This is a genomic window from Micromonospora sp. NPDC002717 (genome assembly GCF_040295705.1).
Lineage (GTDB): Bacteria > Actinomycetota > Actinomycetes > Mycobacteriales > Micromonosporaceae > Micromonospora.
This window is the reverse complement of record NZ_JBEOVW010000013.1, coordinates 79411-99746: the sequence shown is the minus strand read 5'-3', so window position 1 is coordinate 99746 and position 20336 is coordinate 79411. Positions and strand designations below refer to the sequence as shown.

Below are 20336 nucleotides of genomic sequence, written 5' to 3'. Positions count from 1 at the left end.
CCCCGCCGACGGCGGGGGCGGCGGGCGGTGGTCAGCCGACGATGCGGTCCGAGGGCGGGGTGAACTGGCGGGTGGGCTGCCCCTTGAGCGCGTCACGGAGGGTCTCCGCGACCGCGGCGATCGGGATCTGGGACTGGCCGTCGCCGACCGCGTTGAACGGGTTGTCCGGGTCGGAGATGAAGCTCGCCGCCGCCAGCTCCGGGGTGTAGCCGACGAACCAGGCCGACCGGGTGCTGTCGGTGGTGCCCGTCTTGCCCGCGACCGGCCGGCCGACCGTGCCCCGTACGCTGTCCGCCGTCGACCAGCCGCCGCAGCTCCCGCGGGCCGGGGTGTCGCCGGTCGGGCAGCGGGCGGCGTCGGTGGCGGCCCGGGCCGCGTCGGCGTTCACCACCTGCCGGCAGCGCGGCTTGGCGACCTCGCGTTCGATCCCGGAGGCGGTCTTCCAGGTGGTCGGCGTGCCGTCCCGGTTGTAGATCGCCTGCACGGGGATCGCCTCGCAGTACCGGCCGTCCGCGGCGATCGCGGCGTACGCGTTCGCCATCTCCAGCGGGGTGGCGTCGGAGACGCCCAGGGTGAACGCGCCCCACGTCTTCGCCTTGGCCGGGGACGCGTGCTCCCGGTCGACGTCGGTGCGCCAGCGCAGCCCGAGCTGCTCGGCGAGGCGGACCGCCTTGTCGGCGCCGACCTGCTCCTCCAGCCACACGAAGTACGTGTTCACCGACTTGCCGAAGCCGGACCACATGGTCTGGTTACCGGACATCGCGCCGCTGGCGTTGGACGGCGCCCAGCCGTTGTAGACCTCGGAGCGGTACCGGTACGGGGCGTTGAACGAGGTGGACAGCGGCATGCCCGCGTTCAGCGCGGCCAGCATCGGGAACATCTTGAACGTCGAACCGGCCTGGTAGCCCGGCAGGTCGCCGCCGCCGAGCAGGGGCGCCACCGTGTTGGGGTAGTTCGCCTTGACCTTCGGCCCGGCCTCAGGGTTGGAGCTGGGCGGGTTCTCGTCCAGCTTCAGCGAGTACGTCCGGTTCACCGCCATCGCCTTCACCCGTCCGGTCCCGGGCTCGGAGACCACGATGCCGTTGGCGAACGGGCTGCCGGTGTTCTCCTTGCTGCCGACGTTCTGCTCGGCGGCCGCCTGGATCTTCGGATCCATGCTGAGCACGATCCGGTAGCCGCCCCGGCGCAGCTTGTCCATCCGTTCCAGCCGGTTCTCCCCGAACGCGGGCTGCGCGCTCCACCAGTTCTTCAGGTAGTCGCAGGCGAAGCCCCAGCTGTTCCACTTCTCCGGCACCGCCGCGCAGTCGTTCGGCGGGTAGGTCAGCTTCAGCCGGATCGGCTCGGTCTTGGCCTGCGCCACGTCGTCGGGCGAGAGGTAGCCGAGCTGGCTCATCCGGTCCAGCACGTAGTTGCGCCGGCCGGTGGCGTCCTTCTGGTCCGAGGTGGCCGGGTCGTACTCGGACGGGGACTTCACCAGCCCGGCGAGGGTGGCCGCCTCGACCGGCGTGAGGTCCTTCGGGGGCTTGGAGAAGAAGATCTCGCTGGCCGCGTAGATGCCGTACGCCCGGTGCCCGAAGTAGGCGGAGTTGAGGTATCGCTCGAGGATCTGCTCCTTGCTCAGCTCCTTCTCCAGGTCCAGCGCCATCCGCATCTCCCGGACCTTGCGCAGGCTGGTCTGCTGGGTGGCCTCCTGCACCTCCTTCGGCGTCTTCGCGCTGTCGCGCAGCGCCATCCGGACGTACTGCATGGTGAGGGTGGAGGCGCCCTGGGAGACGCCGCTGGAGCGGGCGTTGGCCACGAAGGCGCGGGCGACGCCCTTCGGGTCGACGCCCCGGTGCTGGTAGAAGCGGTTGTCCTCGGCGGCGACGATCGCCTGCTGCATGTTCGGCGAGATGTCCGCCAGCTTCGTGTACTGCCGGTACTCCTCGTAGAACATCGTCAGCACCGTCTTGCCGTCGGGCGCGTAGAGGTACGACGTCTCGGCCGGCAGCGCGGTGGTGAGGATCTTGGTCTTGTGCTCCATGGCGTGCGCCGTGACCTTCGCGCCGAGGCCGGTGGCGGCGGCCACCGGGTAGGCCACGGCGGCGACCACGATGCCGGCGATCAGCCCGGCGCGGAGAAGGGGAACGAGACGACCAGCGGCAGCAAGGGGTCGGTTGCTCACAGGGCCAAGTTATGACAATTCCGATTCGTACCTGAGAAATATTCATAAACGCCCGTGTGGTGACGCGTCCCACGCCGGGATCCGCTGTCCCGTGCGCCGCCTTCCCGGCAGGATCGCGGACATGCGTGGTCAGCCGACCGAGACCCTCCCCGCCGCCGAGCCCGGACCCGACGCCGCGGGGAACGAGCCCGACCCCGCCCGGACCGCACCCGACCCCGCGGGGCCCGCACCCGACCCCGCGGGGCCCGCACCCGACCCCGCGGGGCCCGCACCCGACCCCGCGGGGAACGAGCCCGACCTCACCCACCACGGGGACGCCGAGGTGGGCGACGGGCTGGTCGACCTCGCCGTCAACGTGCGGCGGGACGCCATGCCGGACTGGCTGGCCGACCCGATCACCGCCGCCCTCGGCGACCTCGCCGCGTACCCCGACCCGGGGCCGGCGCGGGCCGCCGTCGCCGCCCGGCACGGGCGCCCGCCGGCCGAGGTGCTGCTGACCGCGGGCGCGGCCGAGGGCTTCGTGCTGCTGGCCCGGGCGCTGCGGGGCGTACGCCGGCCGGTGGTGGTGCACCCGCAGTTCACCGAGCCGGAGGCGGCGCTGCGCGCGGCCGGGCACCAGGTGGAGCGGGTGCTGCTCGACGCGGGCGACGACTTCCGGCTCGACCCGGCCCGGGTGCCCGCCGACGCCGACCTCGTCATGATCGGCAACCCGACCAACCCCACCTCCGTGCTGCACCCCGCCGCCGACCTGGCCGCGCTGGCCCGGCCCGGCCGGGTGCTGGTGGTCGACGAGGCGTTCGCCGACACCACGGTCGCGGCGGGGGTGGCCGGCGAACCGGAGTCCCTGGCCGCCCGACGGGACCTGCCCGGCCTGGTGGTGGTCCGCAGCCTCACCAAGACCTGGGGACTGGCCGGCCTGCGGATCGGCTACCTGCTCGGCGAGGCCGCGCTGCTGGAGCGGCTGGCCGCCGCCCAGCCGCTGTGGGCCGTCTCCACCCCGGCCCTGGCCGCCGCGTCGGCCTGTGCCACGCCCGTCGCGGTCGCCGCCGAGCGCGCCATCGCCGCCCGGCTCGCCGCCGACCGCGCGCACCTGGTCGCCCGCCTGTCGGCCCTGCCCGGCGTACGCGTCGCCGGCCGCCCCGCCAGCGCGTTCGTGCTCGTGCACCTGCCCGGGGCCGCCGAGGTGCGGGCCGCCCTGCGGCAGCGCGGCTGGGCGGTGCGCCGGGGCGACACGTTCCCCGGTCTCGGGCCGGACTGGCTGCGGATCGCCGTGCGCGACCCGGCCACCACCGACGCGTTCACCGAGGTACTGGTGGAGATCCTGGAGGCATGATGCTGGAGACCACGATCGCGGCGATCCGGCCGCCGGACGAGCCGGCGATGGCCGCCGCCCGGGAGTTGCAGGGGCGCCTGACCAAGCCGGCCGGCTCGCTCGGTGCCCTGGAGGAGCTCTCCGTACGCCTCGCCGGCCTGGCCGGGCACTGCCCGCCGCCGCTGCCGGAGCCGGCCGCGGTCGCGATCTTCGCCGGAGACCACGGCGTGCACGCCCAGGGGGTGACCCCCTGGCCGCAGGAGGTCACCGCGCAGATGATCGGGAACTTCCTGGCCGGCGGGGCGGTGGTCAACGCGTTCGCCCGGCAGGCCGGCGCCTCCGTCACGGTGGTCGACGTCGGCGTGGCCACCCCGCTGCCGGTCCCCGACGCGCCGGCGGCGGACCCCGCCGGGGCGGGCGCCACCGGCACCGCGCCGGCCCGGGACGTGCCCCGGCTGGTCGCGGCGAACGTCCGACCCGGCACCCGGGACCTGGCGGTCACGGCCGCGCTCACCAGGGACGAGGCCCGGGCGGCGGTGGAGACCGGCATCCGGGTGGCCGGCGAGCTGGTCGACGCGGGCGCGGGCATCCTGCTCACCGGGGACATGGGCATCGGCAACACGACGCCGGCCGCCGCCCTGATCGCCGCGTTCGCCGGCATCGACCCGGTGGAGACGACCGGCCGGGGCACCGGGGTCGACGACCCCACGTACGCCCGCAAGGTGGACGTGGTGTGCGCCGCGCTGCGCCGGCACGCCCCCGACCCGGCCGACCCGCTGGGCGTGCTGGCCGCCGTCGGTGGCCTGGAGCACGCCGCCCTGGCCGGACTGATCCTGGGCGCCGCCGCCCGCCGGACCCCGGTCCTGCTGGACGGGGTCATCGCGGTCTCCGCGGCCCTCGCCGCGGCGGCCCTCGCCCCGCACGCCGTGACCGCCATGGTGGCCGGGCACCGCTCTGCCGAGCCGGGCGCCACCGTCGCGCTGCGCCGGCTGGGGCTGGAGCCGCTGATCGACCTGGGGCTGCGCCTCGGCGAGGGCACCGGCGCGCTGCTCGCGCTGCCGGTGGTCACCGGCGCGGTCCGGGTGCTGCACGAGGTCGCCACCTTCGACTCGGCGGGGGTGGCCGAGAAGTGAGCGGGCGGAGCGAGCGAGCCATCGGGCTCGGTAGCGAGGCGGCGGCGTGAGCGGCAACCCGTACCCCCTGGGCCTGCGGCTCGCCGGCCGGCGGGTGGTCGTGGTGGGTGGGGGAACGGTGGCCACCCGCCGCGTGCCCGCCCTGCTCGACGCCGGCGCGGACGTCCTCCTCGTCGCGCCGGAGCTGACCCCGGCGCTGCGGTCGCACGTCGACGCCGGACGGCTGCACTGGGCGCCGCGCCGGTTCGCCCCCGACGACCTGGACGGCGCGTGGCTGGTGCAGGTCGCGGTCGACGACCCGCTCGCCGCCGCGTCGGTCAGCGCCGCCGCCGCCGAGCGCCGCATCTTCTGCGTACGCGCCGACGACCGGGCCGCCGCCACCGCCTGGACCCCGGCGGTGACCCGGCACGGGCCGGTGACCGTGGCGGTGCTCGGCGGCGGCGACCCGCGCCGGGCGATGGCTGTCCGTGACGCGGTCCGCGACCTGCTGGATGCGGGGAAGGGCCCCCTACCGCCGCCTGCGGTGGGGGAAGGGACCCGGCGGCGTACCCGGCCCGGTCGGGTGGCGCTCGTCGGGGCCGGGCCCGGCGACCCGGAGCTGATCACCGTGAAGGGTTGGCGGCTACTCACCGAGGCGGACGTGGTGGTCGCCGACCGGCTGGTGCCGGGGTTGCTCCTCGACGAGCTGCGCGCCGACGTGGAACTCGTGGACGCCTCGAAGATCCCGTACGGGCCGTCCCGGGCCCAGGAGGAGATCAACCGGATCCTGGTGGACCGGGCGCTGGCCGGGAAGGCCGTGGTGCGGCTCAAGGGCGGCGACCCGTACGTCTTCGGCCGGGGCGGCGAGGAGTTGCTGGCCTGCGCGGCGGCGGGCGTGCCGGTGACCGTGGTCCCCGGCGTGACCAGCTCCATCGCGGCACCGGCCGCGGCCGGCATCCCGGTCACCCACCGGGCGGTGGCCCACGAGTTCACGGTGGTCTCCGGGCACGTCGCACCCGACTCGCCGGCCTCCCTGGTCCGCTGGGACGCGCTGGCCGGGCTGCGCGGCACGCTGGTCGTCCTGATGGGGCTGAAGAACCTCGCCGCGATCACCGCGACGCTGGTCGCGCGCGGCCGCCCGGCCGAGACGCCGGCCGCGGTGGTGCAGGAGGCGACGACCGGCTCGCAGCGGGTGCTCCGCTCCACGCTCGGCGCGGTGGCCGCCGACGTGGTCGCCGCCGACCTGCGACCGCCGGCCGTCGTCGTGGTGGGAGACGTGGTCACTGCCCTCGCCGGGGCTGGTGTTGACGGATTTCCGGGAAGCCCGCTCGCTCCGGGCGGTCAGGCCTGATCCCTCCGCGAGCGGGCTTCCCGGAAATCCCCGGTGGTCGTGGTCCGTGCGGTGGCTCGGGTCCGGGTCGGGTCTGATCTCGTGGGATGAACGACGGCGGCCGGAGACGTGGTCTCCGGCCGCCGTTTTTGCTGGTCAGGTCACTGCTTGAGCATGTTGTCCAGCAGCAGGGCGCAGCGGATCAACCCGAGGTGGCTGTACGCCTGCGGGTGGTTGCCCAGCCCGCGCTCGGCCAGCGGGTCGTACTGCTCGGGGAGCAGGCCGGTCGGGCCGGCGGTGTCCACCATCAGGGTGAACAGCTCCTCGGCGTCGGTACGCCGCCCGGTGCGCAGGTACGCCTCGATCAGCCACGCGGTGCAGATGTGGAAGCCGCCCTCGCGCCCCGGCAGGCCGTCGTCCCAGTGGTAGCGGTAGACGACCGGCCCGCTGCGCAGGTCCGCCTCGATCCGCAGCACCGTGGAGAGGAAGCGCGGGTCGTCGCCGGGGAGCAGGCCGGACAGCCCGATCCACAGCGACGAGGCGTCCATGTCCTCGTCCCCGTACGCCACGCTGTACGCCTCGACGGCCTCGTGCCAGCCGTACTCCAGCACGTTTGCGCCGATCCGGTCGCGCAGCTCCACCCACTCCGGCCGGTCCTCGCCGCCGTGCTGGCGTACGACGTGCAACGCCCGGTCGACGGTCATCCAGCACATGACCTTGGAGAAGATGTGGTGCCGCGGGGGGAGGCGGGCCTCCCAGATGCCGTGGTCGGGCTCGTGCCAGCGGCGGCGGACCGCCTCGACCATGTTCTCCAGCACCCGCCACTCGTCCTCGCGGACCGAGCCCCGGGCGTCGGCGACGGCGGCGATCAGGTCCGCGATCGGGCCGAAGACGTCGAGCTGGAGCTGGTGGTTGGCGAGGTTGCCGACGCGGACCGGCCGGGAGCCGGCGTAGCCGGGCAACGTGTCGATGACCGCCTCGGCGCCCAGCTCGTAGCCGTCCACCGTGTAGAGCGGGTGCAGCCGCTCCGGGTGCCCGCCGGTGCGCTCGATGCACCCGTCGACCCAGCGCAGCAGCGCCTCGGCCTCCTCGGTCGAGCCCAGGTCGACCAGCGCCCGCGCGGTCATCGCCGCGTCCCGCAGCCAGCAGTAGCGGTAGTCCCAGTTGCGGACGCCGCCCAGCTCCTCGGGCAGCGAGGTGGTCGCGGCCGCGAGGATCGAGCCGGTGGCCTCGTGGCAGAGCCCCCGCAGGGTCAGCGCGCTGCGGGCCACCATGTCCCGCGCGGTGTTGGGCAGCCGGAGCGAGGCGACCCAGTCCTTCCACGGCTGCTCGGCGAGGGCCTGCCGCTCGTGGACCGGCAGCCGGTGGTGTTCCAGGCTGTGCGTGGCGAAGCGCAGCTCCAGCACGACCTGCCCGCCGGCGGCGGAGAGGTCGACGACCGCCTTGGCCGTCTCGTAGTTGCCGCCGTCGCCGCTGACCTGCCACTCCACCCCGGGGGAGTAGAGCGCGACCGGCTCGTTGGAGCCGAGCACCAGCAGGCCGTCGCCGAGCGGCTGCAACTGCACCGCGACCTGGCCGAACTCGGGCCGGGGCGCGAACTCCAGGCGGACCCGGCCGGAGCCGGTGAGCACCCGGACGAGGGTCGAGTCGCCGGTGATGACGGCCGGGCCGTCGGGCGTGGTCTCGGTGGCCGGCTTGTCCAGCCAGTCGGTGACGGTCAGGCCCGACCACCGGGTCTCGACGGTCATCGTGCCCGAGCGGTAGCGCTGGCCGAGCGGGATGCCCCCGCGCTCCGGGGCGACGCTGAAGTGCCCGGCCGGGCTGCCGCCGACGAGGTCGGCGAAGATCGCCGCCGAGTCCGGCTTGGGGTGGCAGAGCCAGGTGATCTTGGCCTCGGGGGTGAGCAGCGCCACCGTGCGGCCGTTGGCCAGCATCGAGTGCCGCTCGATCGGCACCGCCCGCTCGCCGAAGAGCCAGTGCCGGCGGGTCTCGAGCAGCAGGCCGAGGGCCCGGGCGGCCTCGATCGGGTCGGCCACCCGGTAGCCGGCCTGGGTGTCGCCGGGGCCGATCTTGATGCCGACGTCCGGCCCGTGCAGGTTGCCGAAGGCGTTCTCGTCGGTGACGTCGTCGCCGATGAAGAGCACCGCGCTGGCGGAGAGCTGGGTGCGCAGCTGGTCGACGGCCGTGCCCTTGTGGGTGGCGACCACCGACAGCTCGATGACCTCCTTGCCCTGGGTGACGGTGACGTCATCCCAGGTGGCGGGGCCGGTGCGGACCGCCTCGATGGCGGCGGCGGCGACCTGCGGGTCGACCCCGCGGGTGTGCACCGCGACGCTCGCCGGCTTGCGCTCCAGCCGGATGCCCGGGTGCGCCGTGGCGATCTCGCGCAGCGCGTCGCGCAGCCGGGTGCGCACGGCGATCAGCTCGGGGGAGAGCCGCTCGACGAAGCCGATGTCGAACTCGGAGCCGTGGCTGCCGACCAGGTGCACCTCGCTGGGCAGCCGGGAGAGCGCGGCCAGGTCGCGCAGGGCCCGCCCGGAGACCACCGCCACGGTGGTCTGGGGCAGGGCGGCCAGCGCCCGGACGGCGGCCACCGACTCCGGCAGCGGGACGGCCTTGCTCGGGTCCTCCACGATCGGCGCCAGGGTGCCGTCGTAGTCGCAGGCGATCAGGAGCTGTGGCACCCGGGCGATCCGGCCGATGGCGGCGCGCAGCTCCGGGTCCATCGTGCCCGCCGCGGGCGTGACGATGTCGCTGGCGGCGTTCACGCTTCCTCCGCCTCGGGCACACCGAGCTCGGTGAGGAAGGACTTGGCCCAGTGCCCCACGTCGTGGGCGCGTAGATGGCGTTGCATAGTCCGCATTCTGCGGCGGGCCTCCGGCTTCTCGACATGCACGGCCCGCAGCAGGGCGTCCTTGACCGCGTCGGGGTCGTGCGGGTTGCACAGGAACGCCTGACGCAGCTCGGTGGCCGCGCCGGCGAACTCACTGAGCACGAGCGCACCGCCCTGGTCGGCGCGTGATGCGACGTACTCCTTGGCCACCAGATTCATTCCGTCCCGGAGCGGGGTCACCATCATCACGTCGGCAGCGGCGTACATCGCGGCCAGTTCAGTGCGACTGTACGACTGATGCAGATAATGCACCGCCGGCACGCCGACCCTGCCGAATTCGCCATTAATCCGACCAACTTCCCGCTCCACCTTGACGCGAAGCGCCTGGTAGTGCTCGACCCGCTCGCGGCTGGGCGTGGCCACCTGCACCATAACCGCGTCCGGGACTGTCAACTTTCCGTCAGCGAGCAACTCGCGGAACGCCTTGAGCCGCAACTCGATGCCCTTGGTGTAGTCGAGCCGGTCGACGCCCAGGATGATCGTCTTCGGGTTGCCCAACTCCTCGCGGATCTCCTTCGCGCGGGCCTGGATCGCCGGGTCGGCGGCCAGCCGCTCCATCTCCTTGGTGTCGATCGAGATGGGGAACGCGCCGGCCTTCACCTGGCGGCCGTCGACCTGGATCATCTGGCCCTCGTAGCGCAGCCCGAGCAGGTGCCGGGCCAGCCGGACGAAGTTCTGCGCGGCGAGCCGCTGCTGGAACCCGACCAGGTCCGCGCCGAGCAGGCCGCGCAGGATCTCGGTGCGGAACGGCATCTGCATGAACAGCTCGATCGGCGGGAACGGGATGTGCAGGAAGAAGCCGATCCGCAGGTCGGGCCGCAGCTCGCGGAGCATCGCCGGGACGAGCTGGAGCTGGTAGTCCTGGACCCAGACCGTCGCCCCCTCGGCCGCGACCTCCGCCGCGGCCTCCGCGAAGCGGGCGTTGACCAGGCGGTACGCCTCGCGCCAGCGGCGCTTGTAGGCCGGCGTCTCCACCGCGTCGTGGTAGAGCGGCCAGATCGTCGCGTTGGACTGGCCCTCGTAGTAGCGCTCCAGCTCCTCCGCGCTCAGCGGCACCGGGTGCAGCCGGATGCCCTCCAGGTCGAAGGGCTCGGGGGCGGCGCCGGTGCCGCCGGCCCAGCCGACCCAGGTGCCCTGGTGCTCGGCGAGGACGGGGTGCAGCGCGGTCACCAACCCCCCGGGGCTGCGGCGCCACTGCCGTCCCTCGGGTGTGCTCACCTCGTCGACCGGTAGCCGGTTCGCCACTACGACAAAGGAGCTGCGGACGGTCACGTTCGGCCACCTCCGGGTGCTGACGGGTCAACCGCGAATGAGCGTACTGAGCCTAGCTGCGGCGTCTGGGGCCCCGTGCCGGAGTCACCTACCCGGTCCACGTCGGCGCAACCCCGTACGTGATCTTGTCGACAGTGCCGGTCGCCTGCGGCGGCGACGCGGCGCGCCCGGCCGGCGGGGCGGGGTGATGTGGGCGCGGGGGCGCGTACCTGTCAGGATTGACGACGGCGTGCGTGCGGCCGGCCAGCGGCCGGCGGCGGCGGACGGAAGTCGCAGCCCGCGCCCGCCGGCCCCCAGTCGCAACCTACGGAGGTAGCCCGCACCGTGGCCCAGTACATCTACGTCCTGGAAAAGGCGCGCAAGGCGCACGGCGACAAGGTCGTGCTCGACAACGTGACGCTGAGCTTCCTCCCGGGGGCCAAGATCGGTGTGGTCGGTCCGAACGGCGCCGGTAAGTCCAGCCTCCTCAAGATCATGGCGGGGTGGGACCGGCCGAGCAACGGCGAGGCCCGGCTCATGCCCGGCTACACCGTGGGCATGCTGGCCCAGGAGCCGCCGCTCAACGACGCCAAGACCGTCCTCGGCAACGTCGAGGAGGCGGTCGCGGAGACCAAGGCGAAGCTGGAGCGGTTCAACGCCATCGCCGAGCAGATGGCGACCGACTACTCCGACGAGCTGATGGAGGAGATGGGCCGGCTCCAGGAGGAGCTGGACAACGCCGACGCGTGGGACATCGACTCCAAGCTCGAGCTGGCCATGGACGCGCTGCGCTGCCCGCCGCCGGACGTCGACGTCACCAAGCTCTCCGGTGGCGAGCGCCGACGGGTCGCGCTCTGCAAGCTGCTGCTGGAGGCGCCCGACCTGCTGCTGCTCGACGAGCCCACCAACCACCTCGACGCGGAGAGCGTGCAGTGGCTGGAGCAGCACCTGGCGAAGTACGCCGGCACGGTCATCGCGATCACCCACGACCGGTACTTCCTCGACAACGTGGCCGGCTGGATCCTGGAGCTGGACCGCGGTCGGGCCATCGGCTACCAGGGCAACTACTCCACCTACCTGGAGAAGAAGGCCGCCCGGATGGCCGTCGAGGGGCGCCGCGACGCCAAGATGAAGAAGCGCCTCGACGAGGAGCTGGAGTGGGTCCGCTCCAACGCCAAGGCCCGGCAGACCAAGTCCAAGGCCCGGCTCGAGCGGTACGAGGAGATGGCCACCGCGGCGGAGCAGACCCGCAAGCTGGACTTCGAGGAGATCCAGATTCCGCCGGGCCCGCGCCTGGGCAGCACGGTGATCGAGGTCAACGGCCTGGTCAAGGCGTTCGGCGACCGGGTGCTGATCGACGACCTGTCGTTCTCGCTGCCGCGCAACGGCATCGTCGGCGTGATCGGCCCGAACGGCGTCGGCAAGACCACCCTGTTCAAGACCATCGTCGGGCTGGAGGAGCCGACCTCCGGCTCGGTGAAGGTCGGCGACACCGTCTCGCTGTCGTACGTCGACCAGAGCCGGGCCGGCCTGGCGGGGGACAAGACGGTCTGGGAGACGGTCTCCGACGGGCTGGACCACCTGCTGGTCGGCAAGGTCGAGATGCCGTCCCGGGCGTACATCGCGGCGTTCGGCTTCAAGGGGCCGGACCAGCAGAAGCCGACCAAGGTGCTCTCCGGCGGCGAGCGTAACCGGCTCAACCTGGCGCTGACGCTGAAGATCGGCGGCAACGTGATCCTGCTCGACGAGCCGACCAACGATCTCGACGTCGAGACGCTCGGCAGCCTGGAGAACGCGCTGCTGGAGTTCCCCGGCTGCGCCGTGGTCATCTCCCACGACCGGATGTTCCTCGACCGGGTCGCCACGCACATCCTGGCCTGGGAGGGCGACGACGAGAACCCGGCCAAGTGGTTCTGGTTCGAGGGCAACTTCGAGGCGTACGAGAAGAACAAGGTCGACCGGCTCGGCGCCGAGGCGGCCCGCCCGCACCGGGTGACCTACCGCAAGCTGACCCGTGACTGACGCGGCGGAGCGCTGCCGAACATGAGTGACCGATTCGTTTACCACTGCACCCTGCGGTGGTCGGACCTGGACGCGTACGGCCACGTCAACAACTCGCGCTTCCTCACCCTCTACGAGGAGGCGCGGGTGGCGTTGATGTTCGCCGGCGGCCGGGCGTGGGGCGTGGGCTCGCTCGCCGACGGGGTCGTGATCCGTCGGCACGAGGTCGACTACCTGCGCCCGGTCGACTACGCCCTCGGCCGGGCCACCGCCGAGGCGGCTCCGACGGTGCGCATCGAGCTGTGGGTGGAGGAGATCCGGGCCGCGTCCTTCACGGTCGCCTACGAGCTGTACGACGGCGACGTGCTGGCCAGCCGGGCCCGCTCCGTGCTGGTGCCGTTCGACCTGACCCGGCAGACGCCCCGGCGGGTCAGCCCGGAGGAGCGCGAGTTCCTGCTCTCGTACGCGCCGCGGCTCGGGCCGGCGTGACGGGGGCCGGGGGGCCGGCCCCCACTCCGGCGGGGGCGGCCGGCGGCGGGCACGGGATCGTGGACGCGGCCGACGCGGGGGCCTTCCTCGCCCGCCTGGTGCGGCTGGACCGGGACGCGCCGGTGCGGCTGCGGCCGACCGGCGTGGCGGGGCGTACGGCCCTCTGGGGGCGCCTGCCGTGGGGGGTGCTGGTCGTCCGCACCGTGGCCGGCGACGGCCCCGGCGACGTCACCGTCGGGGCCGGCGAGCTGCTCGCCGAGCTGGCGGCCGGCGGCGGGGCGCTGCCCCGGCGTCGGGACGAGCGGTGGCGCTGGCCGCTGCCGCCCCCGGCCAGCCGGCGGGTGGAGACGCTGCCGGCGGGGGAGTTGCGGCGGATCGCCGCGGCGGCGGCGGGCACCCTGCGCGACGCCGCCGCGCACGGCGTGGCCGGCCGGGCGGTCGGCCAGCGGGCGCTGCGCGACGCGCTGCTCGACCACGTGCCGGTGGTGGTCACCCCCGACGACCCGCCCGGCGAGCCGGTCGAGGTGACCCAGCGGATGGTCCAGGGGTTGGTCCGGATGGGCTTCCTGGGCACCGCCGGGGAGGCTGCCGGCGCGACCGGCACGGGCGACGTCCAGGTGCGTACGGTCGGCCGTTGGGTCGGACTCGTGGGACCTTACGGAGCGATCTGGTCGCAGAAGGCTACGGATCTTGCCGTGCGGCCCCTCTGAGGTCATCCGTTCGGATGACCCGCGGTCATTCTTCTGTCCTGGGGCTGTCGTTGGGGGGGTGCTTCAACCCGGCTGTCCGGGTACCGTCCATCCTCGGATCCAACGCACCGTAGGCGGCTGGATCCGCTGGGGAGTGAGGTGCGCGAACGATGCCGTGGTGGTCATGGCGCCCCGGTCCCGCCAACGGTGGCGGCGATCCGGACAGTCGGAGCGGGATCACAGTGGAGGGCACCGTCCGGGTCGGACCACCGGCCCCCCGGCAGCCGGGAGACGACTGCCCGGCGGCCGAGCGACCCGTGATGGCGGACATGCCGGCCACCGTCGAGCCGGTCACCCTGCGTCGTGTCTGCGACGCGCTCGACCTGCTCGACGTGCGCTACCTGGCCGACGGCGACGGGAACCTGCTGGCCATGTGGGAGCGGCACGCGGTGCTGGTCACCCTGGAGGGCCCCGAGGACGAGATCCTGGTGATGCGGGCCCGTCCACACGCGACGGTGCCGCCCGACTGGGCCGACCGGGCCTACCGGGTGGTCAACGAGTGGAACCACACCCGCCGCTTCTGCAAGGCCTACATCGGCGACCCGACGGAGCGCGGGCAGTTGCCGATCTACGCGGAGCTGCAGGTGCCGTTCGGCGCCGGGGCGCACGACGCGCTCCTGGTCGAGATGCTCGACTGTGGCGCGGCGGTCGCCACCAGCTTCGTCGACTGGCTGCACGACGAGGGCGCCCTGCTTTGAGCCGAGGTCGTCCTGCGCCGAGCGGAGGCGGCCGTGCTGCGAGCGGAGGCGGCCGTGCGTCGAGCCGAGGCGGCCGTGCGTCGAGCCGAGGCGGCCGTGCGTCGAGCCGAGGCCGTCCGGTGCCGACGCGGCCTGCCCCGAGCCGACCCCCGTGCCCGGCGCGCGGTCAGGCGGGCCCGGCCGGGTCCTCCATCATGTTGACCATGAAGTACGCGGCCCGCTCAAGGTAGTCCCAGAGCGCGGTGGCGATCTCCGGCGGCAGGTCGAGCCGGTCGACGGCGCGGCGCATGTGCAGCAGCCACGCGTCCCGCTCGGCGGCGCCGATCCGGAACGGCGCGTGGCGCATCCGCAGCCGGGGGTGCCCGCGCTGGGCGGAGTACGTGTGCGGGCCGCCCCAGTACTGCATGAGGAACAGGGCCAGTCGGTCCGCGGCGGGGCCCAGGTCCTCCTCGGGATACATGGGACGCAGCAGTGGGTCGGTGGCGACCCCGGCGTAGAACTCGTCCACCAGCTTGCGGAAGGTGGGCTCGCCGCCCACCGCCTCGAAGAGGGTCATCGACGCGCCGGGACGGTCGGACTCACCTGCGGGATTCACCGTTCCATCCTGCCAGGTGCCATCCGCGGCGTCGGGGGGTGGCGGCTGTGCGTCAGCTCACCGCGTGCCGCTGGTAGTCCGGCTCGCCCGGCCGGCCGCCCACCGGATCGCCGTCGAGCTGCTCCGACGGGCCGCGCCGGCCGTCCCCCGACGGCCCCGTCTCCGTACCGGCACCGCCGACCAGCGGGACCGCCGTGCCCGCTGTCGCCCTGCCCGCCGCCTCGGCCCCCGCGACGGCCGCGTCGACGGCCGGCCGGCTCGGCCAGCGCAGGGCGACGAGCGCCATCAGCAGGACGCCGACCGCGCTCCACACCCCGACCACGATCGGGATCGGGTAGCGCTCGGACAGCAGCCCGGTGATCAGGACGGCCAGGCCCTGGATCACCTGGAGGCCGGTGGCCATCACCCCGAAGGCGCGCGCCCGGAAGCCGGCCGGCAGGGCCCGGACGAAGAGGCCGTTGGCCACGGGGAGCATGCCGGCGACCGCGAACCCGGAGGCCGCGGCGAGCAGCGCCACCACCAGCGCCGGCGGGTCGAACAGGGCGGGCACCAGGGCCAGCGGGGAGAGCACCGCCAACGGCCGCATCATGGTCAGCCGCCGGTCCGGCCCGAACGCCCGGCCGACCACGAGGCCGCCGACGATGAAGCCGACGGGGCTGGCCGCCATGATGATCGCCTGGGCGGTGCCGGGGTCCAGGCGACCGGCGTGCTCGCTGGCCCAGGCGGCAGCCAGGCCCTCCGGCACCACGGAGAAGAGCATGGCGGCGAAGACGAGGACGGCGATGGCCCGCAGCACCGGGGTGCCGAACACGATCTGGAAGCCCTCCGCGGTCTCCCGCAACAGGTGGCTGCGGTGCGCGGCGGTCATCGCCGGCGGGCGGTCCGCCACCCCGAAGCGGACCAGTGCGGCCGACAGGGCGAACGTCGCCGCGTTGATCAGGAGCGCGACCGTGGGGTTGAAGGCGGCGATGGCGGCGCCGGCGAGGTAGCCGACGACCTGGGCGGCCTGGCCCACGCTGCTGTTGATCGACAGCCCCAGCACCAGCCGGTCCCCGGTGAGGATCAGGGGGATCAGCGCGGACTTGGCGGCCTGGCTGGGTGGGTTGGCCAGGGTGGTGGCGAAGAGCAGGGCCAGGATCAGCGGGACGGGAATGCCGGGGATGGCGATGCCGACCATCAGCACCATCCGGACGAGGTCGCAGACCACCATGACCTGCCGGTAGCGGTGCCGCTCCGCGAGCGTCGCGAGCAGGGGGCCGCCGACCAGCCAGGGCAGGTAGCTCACCGCGAACGCGGCCGCGGAGAGCGCGACCGACCGGGTCGCCTCGTAGACCAGCAGGGTGACCGCGGCCTTGGCGATGTAGTCGCCGATCCAGGAGAGAGCGCTCGCCGCGAAGACGGCGCGGTATTCGCGATCGACGAACACCTCACGGAAGGTTGCCGGCCCTTCCGGGGATGGTCGCTCGTCGGGCACCGTCGCCTCCATCGTTCCCGGGGCGGTCCACTCGTGATGGACGGGCCCGGGAACCGTCGTCAGATTCACGGATCAGCGAGGACGTGATCACGCTCTGGGGGAGCGCGTGCACCGGATTCTGCCCGATCGTCTGACAACTGGCTAGGGCGAACGGATTGATCGTCGCATCTCCGACTGAACGAACGGACGATACCCGAGGGGCCGCCCGGACCGCGACCCCCGCCGATGGCCTTCCCGGCCGCTCAGGTCGCGCCGCCCTGCCCGGTCTCGCCGGGGGCGGCGATCGGCACGCCGGGATAGAGCCGGGCGGCCGCGATCTTCGCGGTGATGCCCGAGTTCTCCAGCGCCTCGGCCAGCCGGCGCCGCAGCTCCCGGCCGACCGCGAACTGCCCGTCGGCGGTCGTCTTGACCACCGTACGGATCACCGCGCCCTCGACCGTCATCTGCTCGACGCCCAGCACCTCGGGCGCCTCGACGATCTCCGGCGCCAGCTCCGGGTCCACCGCCACCGAGGCGGCCGCGGTCCGCAGCACCGCCGTGGCCTGCTCGGTGCCGGCGAAGCCGATCGGCAGGTCCACCACGACCAGGGCCCAGCCCTGGCTCTTGTTGCCCACCCGGACGATCTCGCCGTTGCGGATGTACCAGAGCACGCCCCGCCCGTCGCGGACGGTGGTGACCCGCAACCCGACCGACTCCACCACGCCGGTCGCCTCGCCGAGGTCCACCGTGTCGCCGACGCCGTACTGGTCCTCGATCAGCATGAACAGGCCGGCGAGCAGGTCCTTGACCAGGCTCTGCGCGCCGAAGCCGAGCGCCACGCCCGCGATGCCGGCGCTGGCGAGCAGCGGGGCCAGGTCGAAGCTGAACTCCTTGAGCACCATCAGCACCGCGATGCCGAAGATGAACGCCGTGCTGAGGCTGCGCAGCACCGATCCGATCGCCTCGGCCCGCTGGCGGCGCCGCTCCGGGACGAACTCGCCCGGCTCCGCGGCGGCGGTGGGGATCCGCTCGCGCAGGGGCCGCAGCATGGTGGGCACGCCCGCGTCGGTGGTGGTGCGCACCAGCCGGCTGATCGTCCGGTGCACCAGCCACCGGGCGGCGACCGCCAGCAGCAGGATCATGACGATCCGCAGCGGCTTGAGCAGGATCCAGTAGCTGCCCTCGGCGAACCACACCGAGTTGGTGATGTCGAAGACGCTGCGGCAGAGCGCGTCGTCCAGGCAGGTCGGCGACGGGTCCGGCGTCGGCGCCTCGACGGCGGGCAGGGCGAGCGGCAGGAGGCTGGCGGTCACGCTGTCTTCGTACCGCACCGGGGGCCTCGTACTCCCGCCGACCCTCCGGGCCGTGACCCGGGCCCCGCGCGCTGCCGGGTCGCGGCGGCCCGTACGAGGGCGAACCGGTCATCGTGACAGACGGGGGAAACGCTTCCGGAGGGACCCCCGGATTAGTACGTGCAATCCCTGATTGGCCTACCCAAACGGTCGCTGACCTGCGAGAACGTCCAGAGAAGATCATTTGGCACAACCAGGGCACAACCTAGTGCGGATCTTGGTCCGCCGGAGGGGTTGCCTGACTGACCCCGGTCGGCCGTAGGATCTGCCCCACGAGGCCACGCCGCCGGTCCTTCTTCGGCAGCCAATGCACGTAGGTCTCAAGCGTGATCCGCAGGCTGGCGTGCCGTAGCGCCTTCTGCACCTCCTGGGGCTCAACACCGTTGCTCATGAGGGTGGTGGCGAAGAAGTGGCGCAGGGAGTGGAACGTCCCGTCTTTGGGCCAGCCCGCAGCCGCCCGCCAGTCCTCCCACAGCTCAGACCAGTAGCGGTCAGTGATCAGCTTCCCGCGCGAGGTCGTGAACAGCAGAGCCGCCGGGCGAGTCAACTGCTTCCCGCCAGTGATGTCCGGAAGCTCGAACTGGACCGCGCCAACCTCTCTGGCGTGCGCCGCCAGTTCTTCGGCAACTACGGCGTCCAGATCGACCGTTCCCGCCGATCCGCTCTTCGGCGGGGCGAGGTAGAAGCCATCGAAGTGCTCGGCGGAGCGCCGCAACTGCTGAACGACATGCAGCTCTCCACGAGCAACGTCCAGACACCTTGAGCCATCCTCCATGCCCAGCACTTCCCCGATGCGCAAGCCTTCGCCAGCCCCTAGCCATATGGCCGCGCGGAAGCGTCGAGGTACGACGTCGATAAGTTGGAGCACCTGATCCTCAGTTGGCACCCACTTCGGTGCCCTTGACACCCCGCGCAGCAGTTGCGCAAGGTTGACGCCATCGCAGGGGTTTTCGGAGAGCGCCTTATCGATAACCGCAGCGTTCAGAATGGTCTTCAAAACCCCGAAGTACAGACCGATGGACGACTTGGCAACGCCCTCATCGAGTAGCCGACCGAGCCAGGCCATTACGTCAGTCAGGTTGATCGACCGAATGGCGCGGTCTCCGAACGTCGGCAGAAGGCGCTTCCGAAGGTTCTGTGGGACACGCCGCCGCGTCTCGACGCTCCATCCCGCCTCCCGCGATTCCTTCCAGCGCTGCGCGTACTCAGCGAAGGTGAGGCGGTCCATCTCACGGTTGGTTTTTACCTCCGCCGCGACGCCCGAACGACATTGGAGGTCGAAGGCGTCGGCGTCTACCTGGCGTTCAAAGAGCTTTTCTCGGGGCTCACCGCTCGCATCCTCGTATCGCACGCGCCAGCGTTTGCCCCTGCCATGCCGTTTGGAGGGAAGCCGCTTCTTGTCTGGCCCGCGTTTGGTCAGGTACCACAGGTCATCGATGGGCATGTCAGGCCGCCTTCTTGTTGAACCAGGCCCGCACGTCGGCGGGGTCGTAGCGGAGGTGGCGGCCGACGCGGGACGCACGGGGGCCAATCCGGCGGTGCCGCCATTGGTAGAGGGTGCCGACAGGGATGCCGAGGAACGCCGACACGTCGGTAACGCTCCACAGGCGTTCGGTGGTGGGGGTGGTGGTCATCGGGGTTCCTTTCTGGCTTGCTGTCGTGCCGCTCGAATGCGGTCACCGATCGCGGTGGCGAGTTCGAGTTGCTCCGCCGAGTCGTAGCCGATGCCGAGGATCTGCCAGTCGTTGACGACCAGGACGTCGGTGTCTTCGGGCAAACCCGCGTCGGTAAGCGCGGTCTGGATCTGGTGGGTCCGGCGCTCGGCCCGAAGGTTCTTAAAGGTCGTGCTGTAAATACGCGACTTGGTGAGGAAGTGGCCCCGGAAGCCGAGCATGTGCGCCCAGTGACGCAGTTTCAGATCGGCGTACTGGTCGAGTCCGCCGAGGTCCCACGCGGTTTGAATCATCGCGCGGTGGTGAGCGGACACCCGCAGTTGGTCAATGTGCATCTGTGAACGGATGCGCCGATCTCCGGTCTCCGTCGCGCCGGTGCCCTTGGTCGCGTACTTGGCGATGTAGCCGGCGAGCCGGGTGTCGGCTACCGCCTGGTCCCCGTCGTTGTCCCCGTCGTCGATGTCGAGGTCTGTAGCGGTGATGTCCTTGACGTCGACTTGCGCACCCCAGCCGAGGAGCAGCGTGGTCCCGTCAGGTCGCGCGGTTTCCAGCTCGACGGACGAAGCCGCGGAACGCACCGCGTCGGCCAGGACATCGGCGGTGAGCCACACCGGGGGCGACGAGTCCGGGCCGGACGGGCCGTCAGCCCGGATGACGGCGTGGAAGTGGACCAGGCCCCGCCGCTGGTATTCGGCAACCTTGGCGTAGGAGATCCGCAGGTGCGCCCCGGATCCTCGAACGGTGAGGCCACCAGCGGCGGCAACCGCGCGGCGTAGCGCGATGGTGAACCGGTGCCAGAGTTGGCCGCTGTGTGCCTGCCACAGCACAGCCCCGGTGTAGTCGTAGGTTCCGGGGTCGAGCGGGCTACCCAGCAGCGGATACCCCTCGGGGTGCCAGCGTCCGCAGGAACAGGGCCGCTTGCCGGGCCGGTTGTGCACCGCGCCGAACGACGGGGCGGTGAGGGTCACGAACAGCCGCGTGGACCGGGCCACCGTGTCGGGGACGCCCTTGCCGCCGGACATGCCCGCGTGGATCAGGTGCCAGGCGTCAGCGGCGTAGCGGTCGGCGCAGGAGGGGCACACGGCCGATCGGCGGGTGCCGCAGGACGCCCACACCCGACCCTGCCGAGACGCGATCAGGTCACCGCTGCCGGTGTGCCGGACCTCCCACTTGCCGACCAGACGGACCGGTTGTAGGCAGCCCTGGACGCTCTCGACGCCGGCCCGCCACTCCTTGTAGGCCGGGGTACGCATCCAGCGCGCCA

General features: G+C 72.7%; 16 protein-coding genes. 7 read left to right on the top strand and 9 right to left on the bottom strand.

All coding sequences use genetic code 11. The annotated features are described in order from the left end of the window. Positions 1 to 31 precede the first annotated feature (31 nt). Complete coding sequence (locus ABT006_RS20455) at positions 32 to 2164, bottom strand: transglycosylase domain-containing protein (protein ID WP_350708534.1); 2133 nt, start codon at positions 2162 to 2164, stop codon at positions 32 to 34. A gap of 121 nt (positions 2165 to 2285) precedes the next feature. Between ABT006_RS20455 and cobC the strand changes: the two genes are divergently transcribed. The 3 genes from cobC to cobA are packed head-to-tail and all read left to right on the top strand — an operon-like array spanning position 2286 to position 5939. Further along, positions 2286 to 3497 (top strand): Rv2231c family histidinol phosphate aminotransferase CobC, encoded by a 1212-nt coding sequence (gene cobC, locus ABT006_RS20450; protein WP_350708532.1) that lies wholly within the window; start codon positions 2286 to 2288, stop codon positions 3495 to 3497. Then, positions 3497 to 4609: a nicotinate-nucleotide--dimethylbenzimidazole phosphoribosyltransferase gene (gene cobT / locus ABT006_RS20445; protein WP_350708728.1), complete on the top strand. Its 1113-nt coding sequence runs from the start codon at positions 3497 to 3499 to the stop codon at positions 4607 to 4609. Before cobC ends, cobT begins: the two co-directional genes overlap by 1 nt. A 46-nt stretch (positions 4610 to 4655) precedes the next feature. Beyond that, positions 4656 to 5939: a uroporphyrinogen-III C-methyltransferase gene (cobA, locus tag ABT006_RS20440; protein WP_350708530.1), complete on the top strand. Its 1284-nt coding sequence runs from the start codon at positions 4656 to 4658 to the stop codon at positions 5937 to 5939. 140 nt (positions 5940 to 6079) lie between these two features. On the opposite strand, the gene otsB is transcribed toward cobA, so the two are convergent. Together otsB and ABT006_RS20430 are read right to left on the bottom strand one after the other, a co-directional pair. After that, entirely contained in the window at positions 6080 to 8644 is a 2565-nt protein-coding gene (gene otsB, locus ABT006_RS20435; RefSeq protein ID WP_466023548.1) for a trehalose-phosphatase, read from the bottom strand. Positions 8645 to 8682: 38 nt separating this feature from the next. Continuing rightward, positions 8683 to 10083 (bottom strand): alpha,alpha-trehalose-phosphate synthase (UDP-forming), encoded by a 1401-nt coding sequence (locus tag ABT006_RS20430; protein ID WP_350708526.1) that lies wholly within the window; start codon positions 10081 to 10083, stop codon positions 8683 to 8685. 324 nt (positions 10084 to 10407) lie between these two features. Here ABT006_RS20430 and ettA point away from each other — a divergent pair, with 324 nt between their 5' ends. The 4 genes from ettA (at position 10408) to ABT006_RS20410 (ending at position 13999) form a co-directional block, all read left to right on the top strand. Then, complete coding sequence (ettA, locus tag ABT006_RS20425; RefSeq protein WP_350708524.1) at positions 10408 to 12084, top strand: energy-dependent translational throttle protein EttA; 1677 nt, start codon at positions 10408 to 10410, stop codon at positions 12082 to 12084. A gap of 21 nt (positions 12085 to 12105) precedes the next feature. Then, on the top strand, positions 12106 to 12552 hold the full coding sequence (locus ABT006_RS20420) for an acyl-CoA thioesterase (RefSeq protein WP_350708522.1): 447 nt from the start codon (positions 12106 to 12108) through the stop codon (positions 12550 to 12552). Then, positions 12549 to 13262, top strand: a complete 714-nt coding sequence (locus ABT006_RS20415) for a DUF8185 domain-containing protein (protein ID WP_350708521.1) — start codon at positions 12549 to 12551, stop codon at positions 13260 to 13262. The genes ABT006_RS20420 and ABT006_RS20415 overlap by 4 nt, the downstream gene beginning before the upstream one ends. A 149-nt stretch (positions 13263 to 13411) precedes the next feature. Then, the gene (locus ABT006_RS20410; protein WP_350708519.1) at positions 13412 to 13999 is read left to right on the top strand and encodes a type III secretion system chaperone family protein; all 588 of its coding nucleotides are present in this window, start codon (positions 13412 to 13414) and stop codon (positions 13997 to 13999) included. A 166-nt stretch (positions 14000 to 14165) separates the two neighbouring features. Here the strand turns inward: ABT006_RS20410 and ABT006_RS20405 are convergent, their stop codons facing one another. The 6 genes from ABT006_RS20405 to ABT006_RS20380 all read right to left on the bottom strand — a co-directional run bounded on the left by ABT006_RS20405 (position 14166) and on the right by ABT006_RS20380 (position 20325). Next, positions 14166 to 14555: a globin gene (locus ABT006_RS20405; RefSeq protein ID WP_350708727.1), complete on the bottom strand. Its 390-nt coding sequence runs from the start codon at positions 14553 to 14555 to the stop codon at positions 14166 to 14168. A 91-nt stretch (positions 14556 to 14646) separates the two neighbouring features. Beyond that, entirely contained in the window at positions 14647 to 16080 is a 1434-nt protein-coding gene (locus tag ABT006_RS20400; RefSeq protein WP_350708725.1) for an MFS transporter, read from the bottom strand. 230 nt (positions 16081 to 16310) lie between these two features. Next, positions 16311 to 17360 carry a mechanosensitive ion channel family protein gene (locus ABT006_RS20395; protein WP_350708517.1) on the bottom strand — a complete coding sequence of 350 codons (1050 nt, stop codon included), beginning with the start codon at positions 17358 to 17360 and terminating at the stop codon, positions 16311 to 16313. A gap of 244 nt (positions 17361 to 17604) precedes the next feature. Continuing rightward, the gene (locus tag ABT006_RS20390; protein ID WP_350708515.1) at positions 17605 to 18843 is read right to left on the bottom strand and encodes a tyrosine-type recombinase/integrase; all 1239 of its coding nucleotides are present in this window, start codon (positions 18841 to 18843) and stop codon (positions 17605 to 17607) included. 1 nt (position 18844) lies between these two features. After that, a complete protein-coding gene (locus ABT006_RS20385) occupies positions 18845 to 19033 on the bottom strand; it encodes a helix-turn-helix transcriptional regulator (RefSeq protein WP_350708513.1) in 189 nt (62 codons plus the stop codon). Beyond that, complete coding sequence (locus ABT006_RS20380) at positions 19030 to 20325, bottom strand: replication initiator (protein WP_350708723.1); 1296 nt, start codon at positions 20323 to 20325, stop codon at positions 19030 to 19032. The genes ABT006_RS20385 and ABT006_RS20380 overlap by 4 nt, the downstream gene beginning before the upstream one ends. Positions 20326 to 20336 lie beyond the last annotated feature (11 nt).